This window comes from Streptomyces sp. NPDC002463, from assembly GCF_042889835.1.
GTDB classification, from domain to species: domain Bacteria; phylum Actinomycetota; class Actinomycetes; order Streptomycetales; family Streptomycetaceae; genus Streptomyces; species Streptomyces nymphaeiformis.
Genome location: NZ_JBIARL010000002.1, coordinates 80183 through 98343, shown reverse-complemented (window position 1 = coordinate 98343; position 18161 = coordinate 80183). Strand labels below are relative to the sequence as shown.

Here is an 18161-nt window from a genome sequence, read left to right as displayed (position 1 = left end):
CCATGACCGACGAGACCACCACCACGGAGCAGGCCGCCTCGGAGCAGGCGCCCTCCCGCCGCAAGGTCATCGGCTGGGGCGGAGCCGGGCTCGCGCTCGGTGCCGCCGCGGCCGGCGGTGCCGTCGCGCTGACCCGCGACGGCGACCACACCGCCCCGGTCGCCGACAGCGGCGGCGCCGTGCCCTTCCACGGCGCGCACCAGGCCGGCATCGCGACCGCCGTGCAGGACCGGCTGCACTTCGCGTCCTTCGACGTGAAGACCACCGACCGCGACGAGCTGATCCAGCTCCTCAAGGAGTGGACGCGGGCCGCCGAGCGGATGACGGCCGGAGCCGAGGTCGGCGACGGCGCCTACGGCGGCCTGCCGGAGGCCCCGCCGGACGACACGGGCGAGGCCCTCGGCCTCAAGCCCTCCCGGCTCACCCTCACGATCGGCTTCGGCCCCTCGCTCTTCGACGGGCGCTTCGGGCTGAAGGACAAGCGGCCCGGGGCCCTGGTGGACCTGCCCAAGTTCCCGGGCGACAACCTGGACCCGGCGCGCAGCGGCGGCGACCTCTGCGTGCAGGCCTGCGCCGACGACCCGCAGGTCGCCGTGCACGCCATCCGCAACCTCGCCCGGATCGGCTTCGGCAAGGTCGCGGTGCGCTGGTCGCAGCTCGGCTTCGGCAAGACGTCCTCGACGACCCCGGACGCCCAGACCCCGCGCAACCTGTTCGGCTTCAAGGACGGCACGCGGAACATCGCGGGCACCGAGACCGAGCGGCTCGCGAAGCACGTGTGGGTCTCCGGCAAGGACGCCGAGGGCGCCTCGGCCTGGATGGACGGCGGCTCGTACCTGGTCGCCCGCCGCATCCGCATGAACGTCGAGACCTGGGACCGCACTCCGCTCTCCGAGCAGGAGGACATCTTCGGCCGGGACAAGAAGGAAGGCGCCCCGGTCGGCAAGGCCAAGGAGCACGACGAGCCGTTCCTGAAGGCCATGAAGCCGGACTCGCACGTCCGGCTCGCGCACCCGGACAGCAACAACGGGGCGACGATCCTGCGCCGCGGCTACTCGTTCACGGACGGCACGGACGGCCTCGGCCGGCTCGACGCGGGCCTGTTCTTCCTGGCGTACATGAAGGACGTCCGCACGGGCTTCATCCCGGTGCAGACCTCGCTGTCCAAGCACGACGCGCTCAACGAGTACACACAGCACGTGGGTTCGGCGCTGTTCGCCGTCCCGCCGGGCGTCCGCGACAAGGACGACTGGTGGGGCCGGGCGCTGTTCGCGTAACCGAGGAGGAGAACCGACGTGTTCGGAAACTATCTGATCGGCCTGCGTGAGGGCCTGGAGGCCAGCCTGGTCGTCTGCATCCTCATCGCGTACCTGGTCAAGACCGGGCGCCGTGACGCCCTGAAGCCGATCTGGATCGGCATCGGCGTGGCCGTCGGCGTGGCCCTCGCCTTCGGCGCGGGCCTGGAGTTCGGCTCGCAGGAGCTGACCTTCGAGGCGCAGGAGGCGCTCGGCGGCTCGCTGTCGGTCCTCGCCGTGGGCCTGGTGACCTGGATGGTCTTCTGGATGCGCCGGACGGCCCGGCACCTCAAGACGGAGCTGCACGGCAAGCTGGACGCGGCCCTGCAGATGGGCACGGGCGCGCTGGTCGCCACCGCCTTCCTGGCGGTGGGCCGCGAGGGCCTGGAGACGGCGCTCTTCGTGTGGGCGTCGGTCCGGGCCTCCTCGGACGGCTCGTACGCGCCGCTGATCGGCGTCGTCCTGGGCCTGCTCACGGCCGTCCTCCTCGGCTGGCTGTTCTACCGGGGCGCGCTGAGGATCAACCTGGCGAAGTTCTTCACCTGGACCGGCGGGATGCTGGTCGTGGTGGCGGCGGGCGTGCTCGCGTACGGCGTGCACGACCTCCAGGAGGCGAACTTCCTCGGCGGCCTCGCGGACAAGGCCTTCGACATCTCCGCGACGATCCCGCCGGACAGCTGGTACGGCACGCTCCTCAAGGGCGTCTTCAACTTCCAGCCGGATCCGACGGTCCTTCAGGTCACGGTGTGGGCGCTGTATCTGATCCCGACGCTCGCGCTGTTCCTCGCCCCGATAGTGTCGGGTCCGTCCGTGCGGGTGAAGAAGCAGAAGGCGACCGATGAGAAGGCTGAGGCTGAGGCGAGCGCTTGAGCGGTGGTCGCCCTCCATGGACCGCCGGCCGGCGAGGTTCCTCGCGGCGACGGCGGCGGCGACCGTCCTGACGTTGACGGCGAGCGGCTGCGTCACCGTGCACGGCGAGCTGGCGCTGCTGCCGCCGGCGACGAAGACCGAGGCGGCGCAGGCCCTCGCCGACTTCACGACCGCCTACAACCGGGCCGACAAGGCCTATGACCCGGCCCTCGACTCGGACCGGGTCACCGGCCCGCTCGGGGAGATCAACCAGTCGGGCCTGCGCGCGCGGCAGATCAACACCCCCGGCGGCAACCCGGACCACAAGCCCCTCGTGCTGAGCGACGCGCGGTTCGTGCTGCCCCGGAAGGCGGGCTGGCCGCGCTGGTTCGTCGCGGACACCGCCTCCAACCGGGGCGCCGGCGACCAGCGCTGGCTCCTGGTCTTCATGCGCAACGGGCCGGAGAAGCTGTGGGAGGTCGCCTACCTCACGATCCTCGCCGAGGGCGATGTGCCCGAGTTCTCCGAGGAGGAGGGGTACGCGGTGCCGGTCGCCGCGGACACCGACGCGCTCGCGGTCGCGCCCGAGGACCTCGGCAAGGAGTACGTCGCGTACCTGAAGGACGGGCGGCCGGGGCCGTTCGCGCCGGGCACGCACACCACGCAGTGGCGGGCGGAGCGGCAGAAGGCCGCCAAGCGGCCGGGCATGGCCACCCAGTACATCGACCGCGTCACGGACCAGGGGGACTTCGCGCCGCTCGGTCTCCGGACGAAGGACGGCGGCGCGCTCGTCTTCTTCGCGACCCGGTACTTCGAGCGGCAGACGGCGGCGAAGGGCTACCGGCCGAAGGTCGGCCCCGACACCAAGGCGCTGCTGACCGGCGAGATCAGGAACACGGTCACCCGGGAGTGGGTGTCCAGCCAGGCGGTCCTGGTGAAGCCGGCGGGCACGGACCGGGACGGGGTCACGGTCGCGAGCCGGCTCCAGGGCGTGGTGGGCGCGGAGGGCTCGTAACCCTCCGGGGGCCCGTCACCGCGTCAGCGGCCAGGCGATCTCGTGGGCCGTGTGCTCCCCGTCCCCGTCGGCCTCGCGCTCGGCCGCGTGGCGGGCGCAGGCGTCCTGGAGGGCCTCCAGGAGGTTCAGCGGGTCCGGCAGCGGGTGCTCGGGGCCGCGGACCCAGGCGACGACCGGGTGGGCGTCCTCGTCACCGGGGAGCCGGGCCGGCGGTACGAGGACGTAGCTGCCGCGGCAGTGCCAGCGCAGCCCCGGGTGCTCGTCCATCGTCTCCGGGTGGCAGTCCAGCTCGCACGGCCACCACTCGTCCTCGTCCTCGGGGGTGCCGCGGGTGGCGGTGAAGAAGAGCATCCGCCCGCCGACCGTGTCGACGTCGGCGGACTCGGCGACGGGCCCGACCTCGACGCCCTCAGCGAGGAGGCGCTCCAGGGCGGCGCGGCCGGCGGCCAGCGGCACGTCGAGGACGTCGTGGACCATGCCGGTGGCGGTGATGAAGTTCGCCTCGGGCTCGTTCCGCGCCCAGCGCTCGATCTGCGCGCGGTCGGTGGTCGACTGGGTCTGCCAGGCGAAGGAGACGGGGTGCCGGGCGGGGGTGGGACAGCCGATCCGCTCACAGGAACAGCTGTAGCCCACGGGGTACGCGGCGGGGGCCAGGGGCAGCCCGGCGGCGGCGGTGGCCAGGAGCAGCTTCTCGCGGTCGTTCTCGTCGTCGGCCGCGGTGCGTTTGGGGCGCCTGCGCAGCCACTGTGCGAGTCTGCTCTCCGTGCCGCGGTAGCGGCCGATGCCGTCGCCCATCTATCCCCTCACACCTCGTGCTCGCCCGTTCGGCTCTGCCCATGGTCCCACCATCCTGGGCTCCGGGTGACCGGAGTGCGGAAGGGGGTTGCTCACAGCTGCCGGGAGCGGGGGTCGGCGCGGGTTCAGTCGCGGGGTGCGAGACCGCGCAGGGCGAGGTCGACGAGGGTGTCGGCGTAGGCGTGGGTGAGCGGCAGGGTGCGGTGGATCCACCGGTGGTGGAGGGGTCCGACCAGGAGTTCGACGGCGACGCGGGGATCCGTCCCGGGGTCGATGTCGCCCTTGGCCCGGGCGGCCTCGATGCGGCGGACGTAGTACTGGAGCTGGGGTTCGAGCAGGGCCTCGGTGAAGCGGGCGCCGAGCTCGGGATCGACGATCCCCTCGGCGGCGAGGGCGCGGGTGGGTCCGTCGAAGGCGGGGTCGGTCAGCTCGTCGACGGTGGCGCGCAGGACGTGCTTGAGGTCGGCGGCGAGGTCTCCGGTGTCGGGGATCTCACTGTTCGCGTCTCCGCCGAGTGCCTCGTTGGCCCGGGCGGCGAGGTCGAGGAAGGCGTCGAGGAGGACGGCCGCCTTGGAGGGCCACCAGCGGTAGATGGTCTGCTTGCCGACGCCGGCGCGGGCGGCGATGCCCTCGACGGTGGTCTTCGCGTAGCCGGCCTCGGAGACGAGGGCGAGGGCGGCGTCGAAGATGGCACGGCGGGAGCGCTCGCTGCGGCGGGAGGCGTCGGGGGCGGCCTTGGGGGGCCTGGTCTCGGTCATGGCCCCAATCTAACAGTCGGCGAGACGAGACGTCTCGCCACATCCCGCCCTCCCGAACGGGCTCGAACCACCCGAACGGTCCACAGCGCGAAGGCCGCCGAGAGCGGACCATGAATCCACCCATCACCGCAGCTCTCCAGTGAGGAGCCTTCATTGCGCCCCACTCCGCGCACGTCCTCGCCCCGCCGTTATCTGATGTGCCCACCCGCGCACTTCACGGTGACGTACTCCATCAACCCCTGGATGGACCCCACGAAACCGGTCGACCTGGCGCTCGCCCTCGCCCAGTGGGAGGACCTGCGCGACCGCTACCGCTCGCTCGGCCACACCGTGGAGCTCCTGGAGCCCGACCCGGCGCTGCCGGACATGGTCTTCGCGGCGAACGGCGCGACGGTCGTCGAGGGCCGGGTCCTCGGCGCGAAGTTCGCCCACCCGGAGCGGGCCCGCGAGGCCGACGCCCATGTGTCCTGGTTCCGGAGAAACGGTTGGGCGTACGACGCCGTGCGCGAGCCGGAGCACGTGAACGAGGGGGAGGGCGACTTCGCCGTCACCGCCTCCTGGATCCTCGCCGGCCGCGGCTTCCGCTCCAGCCCGCTCTCCCACGACGAGGCGCAGGAGTTCTTCGGCCGCCCGGTGATCGGCCTGGAACTGGTGGACCCGCGCTACTACCACCTGGACACGGCGCTGTGCGTCCTGGACGACGCCCGGGACGAGGTCATGTACTACCCGGACGCCTTCTCCCCCGGCAGCCGCGCGGTGCTCGCCCGGCTCTTCCCGGACGCCCTGATCGCGAGCGGCGAGGACGCGGCGGCCCTCGGGCTCAACGCGGTCAGCGACGGCCGGAACGTCCTGCTCCCGCAGGCGGCGGTGGGCCTCTACGAGCCCCTCCGCGCCCGCGGCTTCGAGCCGATCGGCATGGACCTGGGCGAACTCCTCAAGGGCGGCGGCAGCGTGAAGTGCTGCACCCAGGAGCTGCGGCCCTAGCCCTCGTCCTCCGGCGGCCAGGAGTCGCCCCACTCCGCGTCACGGGCCTGCTTGTACAGGGGCCCGTGCCGCTTGGTGACGGTCTCGCGGCCCAGGCCCTCGGGCGCGCAGAGTTCGAGCAGGACCTGCCCCTTGCGGATCTGCGGCCTGCGGACGACGCGTCCGGTCGTCGGGGTCGCCGGGAACCGTACGGCGGCGACGTACGCGTACTTCTCGTCCTCGTACGGCAGCGACCCGCCCTTGACCTGCCGGTGCAGCGAGGAGCGGCTCACCCGGGCGGAGAAGTGGCACCAGTCCGTGCCGGGCACGATCGGGCAGGCCCCGCTGTGCGGGCAGGGCGCGGCGACGGTGAAGCCGGCGTCGATCAGCAGGGTGCGGGCCGCGATGATCCGCTCGTAGCCGTCGGGGGTGCCGGGCTCGACGATCACGACCGCCTGCGCGGCGCGGGCCGCCTCGGTGACGAGCGCCGTCCTGTCGGCCTCGGTCAGCTCCTTGAGGACGTACGAGACGGTGACGAGGTCCGTGTCGGCGAGGCTCAGGGCGGAGCCGATCCGCTCGCGCCGCCACTCGGCGTCCACGATCCCCGCCGCCAGCTCGCGGCCGAGCGCGAGGGCGGGTTCCGCCCAGTCCAGGACGGTGGTGCGGGGCGGCTCCTCCTCCCAGGCCTCGGCGACGGCCCAGCTCGCCGCGCCCGTGCCGCCGCCGACGTCGGTGTGGGTGCCCGGCGCCCAGTCGGGCGCGGCGTCCCGGAGGGCGTACAGGGCGCCCCGTACCGCCTCGAAGGTCGCCGGCATGCGGTACGCGGCGTACGCGGCGACGTCGGAGCGGTCGCGCAGCACGGGGGCGTCCGTCGGGGTGGTGCCCCGGTAGTTGGCGATCAGCCGCTCGACGGCCTGCGCCGCCCGGTTGGGCGGCAGCCCGTCGAGGAGCGCGGCGAGGGCGGCGCGCAGGGAGGCGGCGGAGGGAGCTGAGGCGTTCACCGAGACAGTCTAGGCGGGCGCGCCGGCCTGCTCCGCCCTGCGCCAGGGGCGGCAGAGGCCCAGGAAGCAGACGAGGGCGAGGAGGGCGCTGCCGAGCTGGACGACGGCCATGGGCACGGCGGTGTGCTCGCCCGCGATGCCGACGAGCGGGGAGGCGACGGCGCCGACGAGGAAGGAGGAGGTGCCGAGGAGGGCGGAGGCGGATCCGGCGGCGTGCGGGGTGCGCATCAGGGCCTGGGCGTTGGTGTTGGGCAGGACCAGGCTCATCGCGGACATCAGGACGAAGAGTCCGGCGGCGACGGGCGCGAGCCCGGTCTCGCCGAAGACGCCGGAAGTCATGAGGAGCAGCGCGAGGCCGGCGAGCAGGACGATGCCGAGGCCCCAGCCGAGCACCTTGTCGAGGCTGACGCGGCCGACGAGGAGCTTGCCGTTGATCTGGCCGACGGCGACCAGCCCGATCGAGTTGAGGCCGAAGAGCAGGCTGAAGGTCTGCGGGGAGGCCCCGTAGATCTCCTGGACGACGAACGGGGAGGCGCTGATGTACGCGAAGAGGGCGGCGAAGGTGAGGCCGCCGGTCAGCGTGTAGCCGGTGAAGACGCGGTCGGCGAGGAGCCCGCGCATGGTGCGCAGGGCCTGTCCGACCCCGCCCTCGTGCCGCCGCTCGGGGGGCAGGGTCTCGTGCAGGAAGCGCCAGACGACGAGGGTGAGCAGGACGCCGATGACGGTGAGGACGTAGAAGACGCCCCGCCAGTCGGTGATGCGCAGGATCTGGCCGCCGATGAGGGGGGCGATGATCGGGGCGACGCCGGAGATCAGCATCAGGGTGGAGAAGAAGCGGGCCATCTCGACGCCGTCGTAGAGGTCGCGGACGACGGCGCGGGCGATGACGATGCCGGCGGCGCCGGCGAGGCCCTGGAGCAGCCGGAAGCCGATGAGCAGTTCGGCGGTGGGCGCGAGGGCGCAGACGGCGGTGGCGAGGACGTACACGGCCATGCCGGTGAGCAGCGGGCGCCTGCGTCCCCACTTGTCGCTCATGGGGCCGACGACGAGCTGGCCGAGGGCCATGCCCGCGAGGCAGGCGGTGAGGGTGAGCTGCACGGTGGCGGCGGGGGCCCGCAGCGCGCCGGTGACCTCCGGGAGTGCCGGGAGGTACATGTCCATGGAGAGCGGGGGGAGGGCGGTGAGCCCGCCCAGGACGAGGGTGACGAGGAGCCCCGTGCGCCGGGCGGCGGTGACGACGGGGCTGTCGGTTATGTTCCCTTGTGTTGTTTTCTGGCCGCTCTCCGGCATCGACTGCTCCATTTCGTTGAAACCTTGCCTATGCTCTCAGCTCGACCGGCATGGTCGAGACCTTTATGGGGTGGGGATGGACGCGAACGGGACGGTGCGCTGGGGAATCCTGGCGACGGGCGGCATAGCGGAACGGTTCACCACGGACCTGTCGACGCTGGACGGCGCCGAGGTGGTCGCGGTGGCGTCCCGGACGGAGGCGTCGGCCAAGGCCTTCGCGGACCGGTTCGGGATTCCGCGGGCGTACGGGGAGTGGGCCGGGCTCTTCGCCGACGAGGACGTCGACGTGGTGTACGTGGCGACTCCGCATCACGCGCACCGCACGGCGGCCGGCCTCGCCCTGGAGGCGGGCAAGGCGGTGCTCTGCGAGAAGGCTCTCACGCTCAACGCCCGCGAGGCGGCGGAACTCGTCGCGCTCTCCCGGGACCGCGGCCTCTTCCTGATGGAGGCCATGTGGATGTACTGCCACCCGCTGATCCGCCGGGTCGCGGAACTGGTCCGCGACGGCGCGATCGGCGAGGTCCGCACCGTCCAGGCGGACTTCGGGCTCGCGGGCGCCTTCGACCCCGGCCACCGGCTGCGGGACCCGGCCACGGGCGGCGGGGCGCTGCTCGACCTGGGGGTGTACCCGGTGTCGTTCGCGCACCTGCTGCTCGGCGAGCCGGCCACCGTCCACGCGCACGCGCTGCTCTCGCCGGAGGGCGTCGACCTGAACACCGGCATGCTGCTGGGCTGGGACTCGGGCGCCTCTGCGCTGCTGTCCTGCTCGCTCGGGTCGGACACGCCGCTGACGGCCTCGGTGACGGGCACGGAGGGCCGGATCGACATCCCGCGCGGCTTCTTCGCCCCGGAGCGCTTCACCCTCCTGCGGAACGGCGGGGAACCGGAGGAGTTCCTGACGGCGGACGACCCGCACTCCTTCCGGTACGAGGCCGCCGAGGTGATGCGCTGCCTGCGGGCGGGCGAGACCGAGTCCCCGCTCGTCCCCCACGACGGTTCGCTCGCGGTGATGCGGACGCTCGACGCGGTACGGGACCGCATCGGCGTCCGCTACCCGCAGGAGACGTCCGTCAGACGGGCTTGAGGCCCGGGTCGCCCGCCTCCGTGACCAAGGAGGCGGCGGTGGCGACGGGGGCGTCGGGCCGGGTCACGTACGGGACCGTACGGAAGTCGGCGCGGGCGCTCTCCTGGCCGAGGGCGACCGTCACGTATCCGCGCCGGCCGCTGTAGAACTTCACGTGCGGATTGGCCTGGGTGATCCGGTCGTGGTTGGAGGGCCGGTCGGCGCCGTTCTTGCCGCTGGTGATCGAGGTGGTGACGATCTCGGTGCCGACCGTCCGCGAGGCCGGGTCGCGGAAGTCGGCCTTGATGTCGAGGCCGATGCCGACGTGGACGTCGCCCGTGAGCACCATCAGGTTCTCGACACCGGCGGCCTGCGCGCCCGCGAGGATCCGCCGCCGGGAGGCCGCGTAGCCGTCCCAGGCGTCCATGGAGAGCGTGAAGTCGGCGGTGGGCCGGTCGCGGCGCTCGCTGAACACGACCTGCTGCGGCAGGACGTTCCAGCGGGCCCGGGAGGCCTGCCAGCCGTCGAGCAGCCAGCGCTCCTGCGCGGCGCCGGTCAGGGTGCGCGCCGGATCGTCCAGCAGGGGCCCCGGGACCTGCCAGCCGTCCCCGTACGCCTGGTCGGAGCGGTACTGGCGGGTGTCGAGGATGTCGAACTGGGCCAGCTTCCCGAAGCGCAGCCGCCGGTACAGCTTCATGTCGGGGCCCTCGGGCAGCTGGGGGCGGCGCAGCGGCTGGTGCTCCCAGTAGGCGCGGTAGGCGGCGGCACGGCGGAGCAGGAACTCCTCCGGCGGGACGCCGTCCTCGGAGGTGTCGCCCGCGTAGTTGTTCTCGGTCTCGTGGTCGTCCCAGGTGACGACGAAGGGGTGCGCGGCGTGCGCGGCGCGCAGGTCGGGGTCCGTCTTGTAGAGCGCGTAGCGGAGCCGGTAGTCCTCCAGGGTGAGCGTCTCGCGGTTGAAGACGGCCGGGAGCGTGCGGTCGGTGTAGGCACGGGCGCCGCCGGTGGCGTCGACGGCGTACTCGTACAGGTAGTCGCCGAGGTGGAAGACGACGTCGACGTCCTCGTCCGCGAGGTGGCGGTAGGCCGTGAAGTAGCCGTCGTGGTAAGCCTGGCAGGAGACGGCGGCGAGCTTGACCTCGCGGATCCGGGCGGCGGGGGACGGGGCGGTACGGGTCCGCCCCACCGGGCTGGTCCAGTCCCCGACGCGGAAGCGGTAGAAGAACACGTGGCTCGGGTCGAGAGGGGCGACCTCGACGTGGACGGTGTGCCGGAACTCCGGGTGCGCGGTCGCCACGCCGCGCCGGACGATCCGGGTGAACCGCTCGTCGCGGGCGAGCTCCCACTGCACGGCGACCCGGTTCGCGGGCAGTCCGCCGTCGGGCTCGAAGGGGCGGGGCGCGAGCCGGGTCCAGAGGAGCACGGAGCCGGGAAGGGGATCGCCCGAGGCGACCCCGAGGGTGAACGGGTCCTCCGTGACACGCCGGGCGTCCAGCTCGGCCGCGGCCGCCGCTCCGGCCGCGGGCAGCTGGGTGGCGAAGGCGAGCGCGGCGGCCGCTCCGGTGGCGGTCAGGAAGCGCCGGCGCCCGAAGTGGCGTGCGGCGGCGCGGAGTTCGTCGGCATGCTGCTGTACGTGGGTCATGTTCCCCTCCCCAGACGGATGCTGTCCGTCCGTCATTCGAGGGGGGCGGGGCGACTTCCCCTTGTCGAGTACAGAACATCCACGTGTCGGACGGATGAGTTCATGGGGCACACGTCTCGCGTACGCTGCGCGCCCATGAGCATCGCAGTGGTGACGGGAGCCGGTTCGGGCATCGGCCGGAGCGTGGCGCTGGCCCTCGCGGCGGCCGGCTGGTCGGTGGCCCTCGCCGGCCGACGGGCCGAGGCCCTGGAGGAGACGGCCGCGGTCCTCCCCTCCGGCGAGTTCCTGTGCGTCCCGACGGACGTGACCTCCGAGGAGGAGGTGACGGCCCTCTTCGCGTCGGTACGGGACCACTGGGGCCGCGTCGACCTGCTCTTCAACAACGCCGGTACGTTCGCGGGCGGCGGCGTCCCCGTCGAGGACCTGGACCCGGCGACCTGGCGCGCGGTCGTCGACGTGAACCTGACGGGCGCGTTCCTGTGCGCCCAGGCGGCCTTCCGGACCATGAAGGAGCAGGACCCGCAGGGCGGCCGGATCATCAACAACGGCTCGATCTCCGCGCACGTGCCGCGCCCGCACTCGATCGCGTACACGGCGACCAAGCACGCGATGACGGGCCTGACGAAGTCGCTGTCCCTCGACGGGCGCGCGTACCGGATCGCCTGCGGTCAGATCGACATCGGCAACGCGGCGACGGAGATGACGGCCCGCATGCAGACCGGCATCCTCCAGGCCAACGGCGAGACGGCGGTGGAGCCGGTGATGGACGCGGCGGACGTGGCGGCGACGGTGGTGCACATGGCGGCGCTGCCGCTGGAGGCGAACGTGCAGTTCGCGACGGTGATGGCGACGGCGATGCCGTACATCGGCCGGGGGTGAGCCCCCGGCCGGGGGCTCAGGCCTGCCCGGTCTCGAACCGGGAGACCTTCCCGCCGCCGACGGTGAACCTCCACGCGGTCCGCATCGCGCCCCAGGTGTCGTTGCGGTAGTCGGCCACGAGAGCGCGCCCGCCGTCCGCCTCGGACTCGACGTCCATGTGCCCGTTCGAGGAGAACACCTCCCGGTCGAGCCAGTCCCGCACGTCGCGGTCGGATCCGTCGTCGGACATGGTGGCACCGGGCGCGAGGACGTCGAAGAGGGCCGCCTGGTCGTTGGCGTTGAGGGCCGTGACGAAGGCGCGCACGGTCGGGTCGCTGAGCTGGTTCACGGGAATGGTCATGCCCCCACCCGTACACCCGTGGGACCCCGCCCCCCGTACACCCGGGCCGCGGGGTCCCTCCGACGGCCGGTCAGGACCAGTCGCAGGCCTTGCCGTCGCCGTCGCGGTCGAGGCCTGAGCGGTAGCCGGGCTGGCCGCGGTAGATGGGGGCCTTGCCGGCGGCGCGGACGGCGTCGCAGTTCTTGTAGTAGGCGAGGCCGCCGCCGGAACCACCGGAGCCGGAGCCGGAGCCGGAGCCGTTGCGATCGGGGTCCGGGTCGGGATCGGGACGCAGCCGGGCGAAGTCCTCGCTCGGGCAGGAGAGTCCGGGCCGGGCCAGGGAGAGGCGTACGGACATGTACTCGGGCCCGTCGACGTCCTCGCCCGCCTCCGGGTCCTGGAAGCAGATCCGCCAGTCGTCGTGACGGGCCGCCAGGTCGACGTCGGTGTACACACTGGCGCCCCGGATGTCGCTCAGGCCCACCTTCCGGAGCATCGCGGAGCCGGCCGCGAAGGTCTTGCCGACCACGTTCGGCACCTTGGGGAAGACGACGGCCTCGCCGTCCCGCGCCGGGCAGGGGCTGCTCTTTTGGACGACGGCGAACTCGATCCTGATGCGCCGCCCTTCCTCGGCCGAGGCGGTCTCACCGGCGGCCGGCTCCTGGAAGCAGACCTTCCAGTTGCGGTCGACGAGCTGCATCTTGTCGGCCTCGGTGGCGTCGTGCGAGCGCGCGCGGAACCCCGCCTCGTACGCGGCCTGCGACGCGGTCTCCAGGTTCTGGCCGGTGTAGTCGGCGACCACCCGCCGCACGACGGGGCGCGGGGTGGGGGTGGGCGGGGTGTACGGGGTGAAGGACGGGAACGCGGCGACCCGCGGCTTGCCGTCGGCCACCGCGGGCTTGTCCGCCGGTCCGTCGCTCGTGCCCACGGCGACGAACCAGACGCCGGACAGGACGGTCGCGAGGACCTTCCGCCCCGGCGACCACCGGGTCCGCCAGGCGAGGATCATGCCGACGGGCGGCATGAGGACGAGACAGAAGACGACGAACCCGGGCCGCCGCCACCACGGCACCTCCCGCACCGGCCCCTTGTCCAGCGACACGCCCACTCGATCCCGCCCCTTTCCTGATGACACCTCAGCGGCACACAGGGTATGACCTGGGTGTTCGCCACCGGCGCCCAGGGTGGAACGTCTCGGTCCGGTCAGCACGGCGTCCGAATTGCGCCAGCGCTACGGGGTGCCACCGGCGCACCCTGACCTCATGACCACCGACACCGCCACCACGGCGTACGCGGCCCGCCCCATCCCTCCCACGGCGCTCGCCGGGCTCCGCGCCACGGACGACGCCGGCCGCCCCTGCGCCCCGTACACCGCCACCGACGGCGGCCACCCCCTCCGCTGCTGCCTGCGCCTCTCCGTACCCGGCGAGCGGATCGCCCTCGTCTCGTACGCGCCCCTCCGCCGCTGGGCCGCCGAGACGGGCGCGGAGCCCGGGGCGTACGACGAGCAGGGCCCGGTCTTCGTCCACGCCGAGGACTGCGGCGGCCCCGCGCCCTCGGAGACGTACCCCTTCTCCCGCACGGGAGCGCTCCGCACCCTCCGCCGCTACGACGCGGCCGGCCGGATCGTCGGCGGCCGCCTCCTGGAGCTCCCCGAGCCCCCCGCCGCCGGCTTCGACCAGGCCCTGGCCGAGGCCTTCGCCGACCCGGCCGTCGCCCTGGTGCACGTCCGGGCCGTCGAGTACGGCTGCTTCCACTTCGAGGTCCGCCGCCCCTGACGCCCGCCGGCGCACACGAGAAGGGCCCCGACCAGGTCGAAACCTGATCGGGGCCCTTCCCACGTGGGCCGACAGACGAGTCGGGCTGTACGCCGGGTTCTGTGCCCCGGGACCTCGCGGTCGTCGGGGCGACGGCCATCCATCTAGGACCGGCGTTGCCGCCGGCCTCCTGCGGTCTACCCGCGGACTCGGGCGAGCAGCCCTCGAACATCCGCGCAGGGACACCGGGGTGTCCCCTCTTGACCTTGCTCCGGGTGGGGTTTACCTAGCCGCCTGAGTCACCTCAGGCGCTGGTGGTCTCTTACACCACCGTTTCACCCTTACCGAGGACCGAGGTCCCCGGCGGTCTGTTTTCTGTGGCACTGTCCCGCGGGTCACCCCGGGTGGCCGTTAGCCACCACCCTGCTCTGTGGAGCCCGGACGTTCCTCGGGAAGATCTGGGATCTCCACGCGGCCGTCCGCCCGGCTCGTCTGCCGTGCCGACCATGCTACCTGCCGATGCGGAGGAAATCGGCCGACCTGGTACGGGCCCCGGAGTGACCGCTTGACCTTGTCGCGGCGTCAGGGTTTCTACTGGGCGCATGCGGATCGGCGAGATCGCCGCGCTCGTCGGGGTCACCCCCCGGGCCGTGCGGCACTACCACCAGTCGGGGCTGCTGCCCGAGCCCGCGCGGCGGGCCAACGGGTACCGGGAGTACGGGGTCCGGGACGCCGTGCTGCTCGCCCGGATCCGGCGCCTGACCGAGCTGGGGCTCGGGCTCGACGAGGTACGGGACGTACTCGCGGACGACGAGGGGCGGGGGCTCGTGGAAGTGCTCGAGGAACTGGCGGAGGACCTGGCCCGCCAGGAGGCGGTGATCCGGGAGCGCCGGCGGCGCCTCGCCCCGCTGCTCGCCGAGGCCCGGGCGGGCCGCCTGCCCGCCGAGGGGCCCGTGTCGCCGGAGCTGGCGGCGCTGCTCGCGGGCGTGGGAGAGCTGCCCGGCTCGCCGATGGCGGCGAAGGACCGGGAGATCCTCACCCTGCTCGACGTCGTCGTCCCCGAGGCGGAGCGGGCCCGGCTGATGGAGCTGATGCGCGGGGCGGCGGGCAGCGCGGGGGAGGTGTACGGGCTCCTCGACGCGCTCGCCGACGCGGCGGCGGACGATCCCCGGGTGGACGAGGCCGCACGCGCCCTGGCCGCCGTCCTGCCGGACGGGATGGCGGTGGAGCTGCCCGAGGAGGGCGCGGGGAGCCTCGCCGACACCTTCTTCGCGGACCTGGCCCCGGCCCAGTCGGCGGCGGTACGGCGGGCGATCGGGCTGGTGCTTGAACGGCGACGCTTCGAGGAGAGGGGCTGAACCCATGACGGACACGCCTACGCCACGACGGCCGCGGCTGCGGCTGCTGCGCGGGGTCGCGTACGCCGCGCTGCCCGGTGAGCTGGTGCTCTTCGTCTGCCTGCTGGCCGGGGTGCGGATACCCGGCGGCGTGCTGCTCGCCGGGGAGCTGCTCGTCCTGGGGGTGCTCGCCGCCGAGGGCCTGCTCTGGGTGCGGCTGCGGCGGCGGGGGCTGTCCGCCCGGGAGGCTCTGGGCGAGCTGGTGCCCGAGCCCGTGCTGCGGATCGTCGGGCACGAGCTGCGGCTGATGGCGAGTCTGGGGCGGTGGGTCGCGCGGCGGCCGCACGGGGTGGCGGGCGCGCACGGCGTGTTCCCGCACGCGCGGGACCAGGCGGCGATGATGTACGGCCTCGCGTTCGTGACCGTGGTCGAGACGGTCGGCATGTCGTTCCTGCTCGGCGAGTGGCCCGTCCTCCACGCGGTCTTCCTCGTCCTGGACGTCTACACCGTGCTGTTCGTCCTGGGGCTGCACGCCGCCTCCGTGACCCGCCCGCACACCCTCACCGGGACCGTCCTGAGGCTGCGGCAGCACGCGCACATCGACGTACGGGTGCCGCTCGACCGGATCGCGGCCGTCCGGCGCGAGCTCGTCTTCTCGCACGAGAAGGCCGAGGGCGAGCTGAACCTCGCCGTCGGCTCCCAGACCTCCGTCACGATCGAGCTGACCGAGCCGGTCGACGCGCCCCGACTGCTCGGCGCACCCCGCCCCGTCCGTCTGGTCCGCCTGCACGCCGATGAGCCGAAGGCCCTGTACGACGCGCTCACGCGGGTGCGAACAGGACCTTCGCCGTCCCCGGGTCCGCTTCCGACAGCCTGACCCGCAGCCACTCCCCCAGCGGCAGCCTCGCCTCCCCGCCCTCGATCCGGGCGACGACCGCCGGATCCTCCAGGTGGACGGTGCCGACGGCCGGCCCGCGTTCCTTCACGTCGATGACGTACGCGTCGAAGATCTCGCCGACCCGTTCCTTCAGGAGCGCCGCCTCGACGATGTCGACGCTCTCGCGTTCGACGGTGTTGGCGCGGCGGGCGCCGGTGGCCATCTCGTCGGGCAGGGCGGGCAGGGCGGCCCGTACCCACTCGGGCGGCTCGTCCCCGGCGACCGCCGCCACGCACAGCTCGCCCGCGTACCGGTCGACGAGGCGGCGGAGCGGCGCGGTGGCGTGCGTGTACTCGTCGGCGACGGCGGCGTGCACGGCCGGGGTCGGGACGTGGCCGTCGGTGAAGACGGTGTAGCCGGCGCCGCGCAGCAGGCTGGTGCACTCCTGGAGGAAGGCGGCGTGGCGCGGGTTCGTGGGGTCGGCGGAGCGGACGACGTCGGCGTACGAGACGTGGTGCGGCCAGTCGACGCCGAGGGCGTGGGCGGAGCGGCGCAGCCGGGCGACGGCGCCGTCGGGGGCGGTGGGGAGGGTGCGCAGGATGCCGGTGCCGGCGGCGGTCATGAGATCGGCGGCGGCCATGCCGGTGAGGAGGGAGATCTGCGCGTTCCAGCCGTCGGCGGGGAGCGGGGCCCGGTATTCGAGGGTGTACGTGTGGTCCCGTTCGACGATCTCCTGCTCGGGGACGTTGAGGGAGATGCCGCCGCGCTCGGCTTCGAGGGCCTCGCGGAGCCGGCCGATGTCCCGGAGGAGGGCGAGGGGTTCCTCGGCCGTGCCGTCGTCGATGCGCCGTTGCACGCCCTCGTAGTCGAGTTTGGCGCGGCTGCGGACGAGGGCGCGGCGGACGTCGGTGGCGACCCTCCGGCCCTCGGCGTCGAGGTCGATGCGCCAGAGCAGGGCGGGGCGGGGTTCGCCGGGGAGCAGGCTGGCGGCGCCCTCGGAGAGGACGGGCGGATGGAGGGGGACCTTCCCGTCGGGGAAGTAGAGGGTGAGGACGCGCCGGTGGGCCTCGGCGTCGATCGCGCCGCCGGGGGTGACGAAGGCGGCGACGTCGGCGATGGCGTAGTGCACGCGGTAGCCGCCGTCGGCGCGGCGGGCCAGGTGCATGGCCTGGTCGAGGTCGGTGGAGGTGGGCGGGTCGATCGTGAAGAAGGGGATGTCGGTGGCGTCGCGGGAGGGGAGGCGGGGGTTCTTCGCGGCCGCCTCGGCCTCGGCGAGGACGGCGGGCGGGAAGCCCTCGGGGATCGCGAGCTCGGTGCGGAGTGCGCGCAGGGCGGCCCGCAGCGGAGCCTCGGCTGCGCCGGTCACGTGGAGGTGGCGGCGGGGCATGGACCGAGCGTACGAGGTGGGGCGGAGTGCGGCACCTCGTGGGCGGGGACCGCGTCCGTGGGCGGGGGCCGTGTCCCGGACCTCGTACGCTGGACCGTCGGGGCCGCATCCCCATCCCCGTACGGACGAAGGAGAACCACCGTGCTCGTGCTGTTGCCGCCCTCCGAAGGCAAGGCCTCCTCGGGGCGCGGGGCGCCGCTCAAGCCGGAGTCGCTGTCCCTGCCGGGTCTCGCGGAGGCGCGCGCGGCGGTCCTGGACGAGCTGGTCGAGCTGTGCGCCGCCGACGAGGAGAAGGCGCGCGAGGTGCTCGGCCTGAGCGAGGGGCTGCGCGGCGAGGTCGCGAAGAACACGGAGCTGCGGACGGCGGGCGCGCGTCCGGCCGGGGAGATCTACACGGGCGTGCTGTACGACGCGCTGGGTCTGGCGACCCTGGACGCGGCGGCCGGGAAGCGGGCGGAGAGCACGCTGCTCGTGTTCTCGGGGCTGTGGGGCGCGGTGAAGGTGACGGACCGGATCCCGTCGTACCGCTGCTCGATGGGGGTCAAGCTGCCGGGGCTCGGCGCGCTCGGCGCGCACTGGCGCGGTGCGATGGCCTCGGTGCTGCCGGAGGCCGCCGGGGACGGTCTCGTCCTGGACCTGCGCTCCTCGGCGTACGCGTCGGCGTGGAAGCCGAAGGGTGAGGTCGCGGCCCGGACGGCGACGGTGCGGGTGCTGCACGCGCCGACGCGGAAGGTCGTCAGCCACTTCAACAAGGCGACGAAGGGCCGGATCGTGCGGAGTCTCCTGGAGGCGGGCGCGGAGCCGGGTTCGCCGGCGGAACTGGCGGAGGCGCTGCGGGATCTGCGGTACGTGGTGGAGGAGGGCGGGAAGGCGGGGGCGCTGGACGTGCTGGTGGACGAGATCCACTAGCCACTCTCGTTGCACCCTCCGCAACGCT

General features: G+C 73.5%; 18 protein-coding genes and 1 other RNA gene. 10 read left to right on the top strand and 9 right to left on the bottom strand.

Annotation, left to right across the window (positions count from 1 at the left end; all coding sequences use genetic code 11):
- Positions 1-2 precede the first annotated feature (2 nt).
- Genes efeB through ACFYX3_RS05585 form a run of 3 tightly spaced genes read left to right on the top strand, consistent with a single transcriptional unit; the run spans position 3 to position 3159 of the window.
- Positions 3-1277: an iron uptake transporter deferrochelatase/peroxidase subunit gene (gene efeB / locus ACFYX3_RS05595; RefSeq protein ID WP_382661188.1), complete on the top strand. Its 1275-nt coding sequence runs from the start codon at positions 3-5 to the stop codon at positions 1275-1277.
- An 18-nt stretch (positions 1278-1295) separates the two neighbouring features.
- Complete coding sequence (gene efeU / locus ACFYX3_RS05590) at positions 1296-2165, top strand: iron uptake transporter permease EfeU (protein WP_389008423.1); 870 nt, start codon at positions 1296-1298, stop codon at positions 2163-2165.
- Between the two features lie 16 nt (positions 2166-2181).
- Positions 2182-3159: a hypothetical protein gene (locus ACFYX3_RS05585; RefSeq protein ID WP_389008420.1), complete on the top strand. Its 978-nt coding sequence runs from the start codon at positions 2182-2184 to the stop codon at positions 3157-3159.
- Positions 3160-3174: 15 nt separating this feature from the next.
- Here the strand turns inward: ACFYX3_RS05585 and ACFYX3_RS05580 are convergent, their stop codons facing one another.
- Both ACFYX3_RS05580 and ACFYX3_RS05575 read right to left on the bottom strand, forming a co-directional pair.
- Complete coding sequence (locus ACFYX3_RS05580; protein ID WP_389008417.1) at positions 3175-3954, bottom strand: bifunctional DNA primase/polymerase; 780 nt, start codon at positions 3952-3954, stop codon at positions 3175-3177.
- A gap of 125 nt (positions 3955-4079) precedes the next feature.
- Positions 4080-4712 carry a TetR/AcrR family transcriptional regulator gene (locus ACFYX3_RS05575; protein ID WP_389008414.1) on the bottom strand — a complete coding sequence of 211 codons (633 nt, stop codon included), beginning with the start codon at positions 4710-4712 and terminating at the stop codon, positions 4080-4082.
- A gap of 153 nt (positions 4713-4865) precedes the next feature.
- Between ACFYX3_RS05575 and ddaH the strand changes: the two genes are divergently transcribed.
- Positions 4866-5696, top strand: coding sequence for a dimethylargininase (gene ddaH / locus ACFYX3_RS05570; protein ID WP_389008411.1), 831 nt, complete (start codon positions 4866-4868; stop codon positions 5694-5696).
- Here the strand turns inward: ddaH and ACFYX3_RS05565 are convergent.
- Positions 5693-6676 (bottom strand): small ribosomal subunit Rsm22 family protein, encoded by a 984-nt coding sequence (locus tag ACFYX3_RS05565; RefSeq protein ID WP_389008407.1) that lies wholly within the window; start codon positions 6674-6676, stop codon positions 5693-5695. The two genes, ddaH and ACFYX3_RS05565, sit on opposite strands and share 4 nt — an antisense overlap.
- A 9-nt stretch (positions 6677-6685) precedes the next feature.
- On the bottom strand, positions 6686-7966 hold the full coding sequence (locus ACFYX3_RS05560; RefSeq protein WP_389009433.1) for a Bcr/CflA family multidrug efflux MFS transporter: 1281 nt from the start codon (positions 7964-7966) through the stop codon (positions 6686-6688).
- A gap of 76 nt (positions 7967-8042) precedes the next feature.
- Between ACFYX3_RS05560 and ACFYX3_RS05555 the strand changes: the two genes are divergently transcribed.
- Positions 8043-9050, top strand: coding sequence for a Gfo/Idh/MocA family protein (locus ACFYX3_RS05555; protein WP_389008404.1), 1008 nt, complete (start codon positions 8043-8045; stop codon positions 9048-9050).
- Here the strand turns inward: ACFYX3_RS05555 and ACFYX3_RS05550 are convergent.
- Positions 9037-10668, bottom strand: coding sequence for an alkaline phosphatase D family protein (locus tag ACFYX3_RS05550; protein WP_389008401.1), 1632 nt, complete (start codon positions 10666-10668; stop codon positions 9037-9039). The genes ACFYX3_RS05555 and ACFYX3_RS05550 overlap by 14 nt on opposite strands.
- A gap of 102 nt (positions 10669-10770) precedes the next feature.
- Between ACFYX3_RS05550 and ACFYX3_RS05545 the strand changes: the two genes are divergently transcribed.
- Entirely contained in the window at positions 10771-11547 is a 777-nt protein-coding gene (locus tag ACFYX3_RS05545; RefSeq protein WP_389008398.1) for an SDR family oxidoreductase, read from the top strand.
- 16 nt (positions 11548-11563) lie between these two features.
- Here ACFYX3_RS05545 and ACFYX3_RS05540 read toward each other — a convergent pair whose 3' ends face one another.
- Together ACFYX3_RS05540 and ACFYX3_RS05535 are read right to left on the bottom strand one after the other, a co-directional pair.
- Positions 11564-11887, bottom strand: a complete 324-nt coding sequence (locus ACFYX3_RS05540; protein ID WP_389008395.1) for a nuclear transport factor 2 family protein — start codon at positions 11885-11887, stop codon at positions 11564-11566.
- A gap of 70 nt (positions 11888-11957) precedes the next feature.
- The gene (locus ACFYX3_RS05535) at positions 11958-12968 is read right to left on the bottom strand and encodes an excalibur calcium-binding domain-containing protein (protein ID WP_389008392.1); all 1011 of its coding nucleotides are present in this window, start codon (positions 12966-12968) and stop codon (positions 11958-11960) included.
- A gap of 160 nt (positions 12969-13128) precedes the next feature.
- On the opposite strand from ACFYX3_RS05535, the gene ACFYX3_RS05530 reads away from it, so the two are divergent.
- Complete coding sequence (locus ACFYX3_RS05530; protein ID WP_389008389.1) at positions 13129-13644, top strand: DUF1203 domain-containing protein; 516 nt, start codon at positions 13129-13131, stop codon at positions 13642-13644.
- 72 nt (positions 13645-13716) lie between these two features.
- Here ACFYX3_RS05530 and rnpB read toward each other — a convergent pair.
- Positions 13717-14114, bottom strand: an RNA gene (gene rnpB / locus ACFYX3_RS05525) — RNase P RNA component class A.
- Positions 14115-14225: 111 nt separating this feature from the next.
- Between rnpB and ACFYX3_RS05520 the strand changes: the two genes are divergently transcribed.
- Positions 14226-14981: a MerR family transcriptional regulator gene (locus ACFYX3_RS05520; protein ID WP_389008386.1), complete on the top strand. Its 756-nt coding sequence runs from the start codon at positions 14226-14228 to the stop codon at positions 14979-14981.
- Positions 14982-14985: 4 nt separating this feature from the next.
- The gene (locus ACFYX3_RS05515) at positions 14986-15837 is read left to right on the top strand and encodes a hypothetical protein (protein ID WP_389008383.1); all 852 of its coding nucleotides are present in this window, start codon (positions 14986-14988) and stop codon (positions 15835-15837) included.
- On the opposite strand, the gene ACFYX3_RS05510 is transcribed toward ACFYX3_RS05515, so the two are convergent.
- Positions 15782-17224: an RNB domain-containing ribonuclease gene (locus ACFYX3_RS05510; protein ID WP_389008380.1), complete on the bottom strand. Its 1443-nt coding sequence runs from the start codon at positions 17222-17224 to the stop codon at positions 15782-15784. The two genes, ACFYX3_RS05515 and ACFYX3_RS05510, sit on opposite strands and share 56 nt — an antisense overlap.
- 141 nt (positions 17225-17365) lie before the next feature.
- Between ACFYX3_RS05510 and yaaA the strand changes: the two genes are divergently transcribed.
- Positions 17366-18133 (top strand): peroxide stress protein YaaA, encoded by a 768-nt coding sequence (yaaA, locus tag ACFYX3_RS05505; protein WP_389008377.1) that lies wholly within the window; start codon positions 17366-17368, stop codon positions 18131-18133.
- Positions 18134-18161 lie beyond the last annotated feature (28 nt).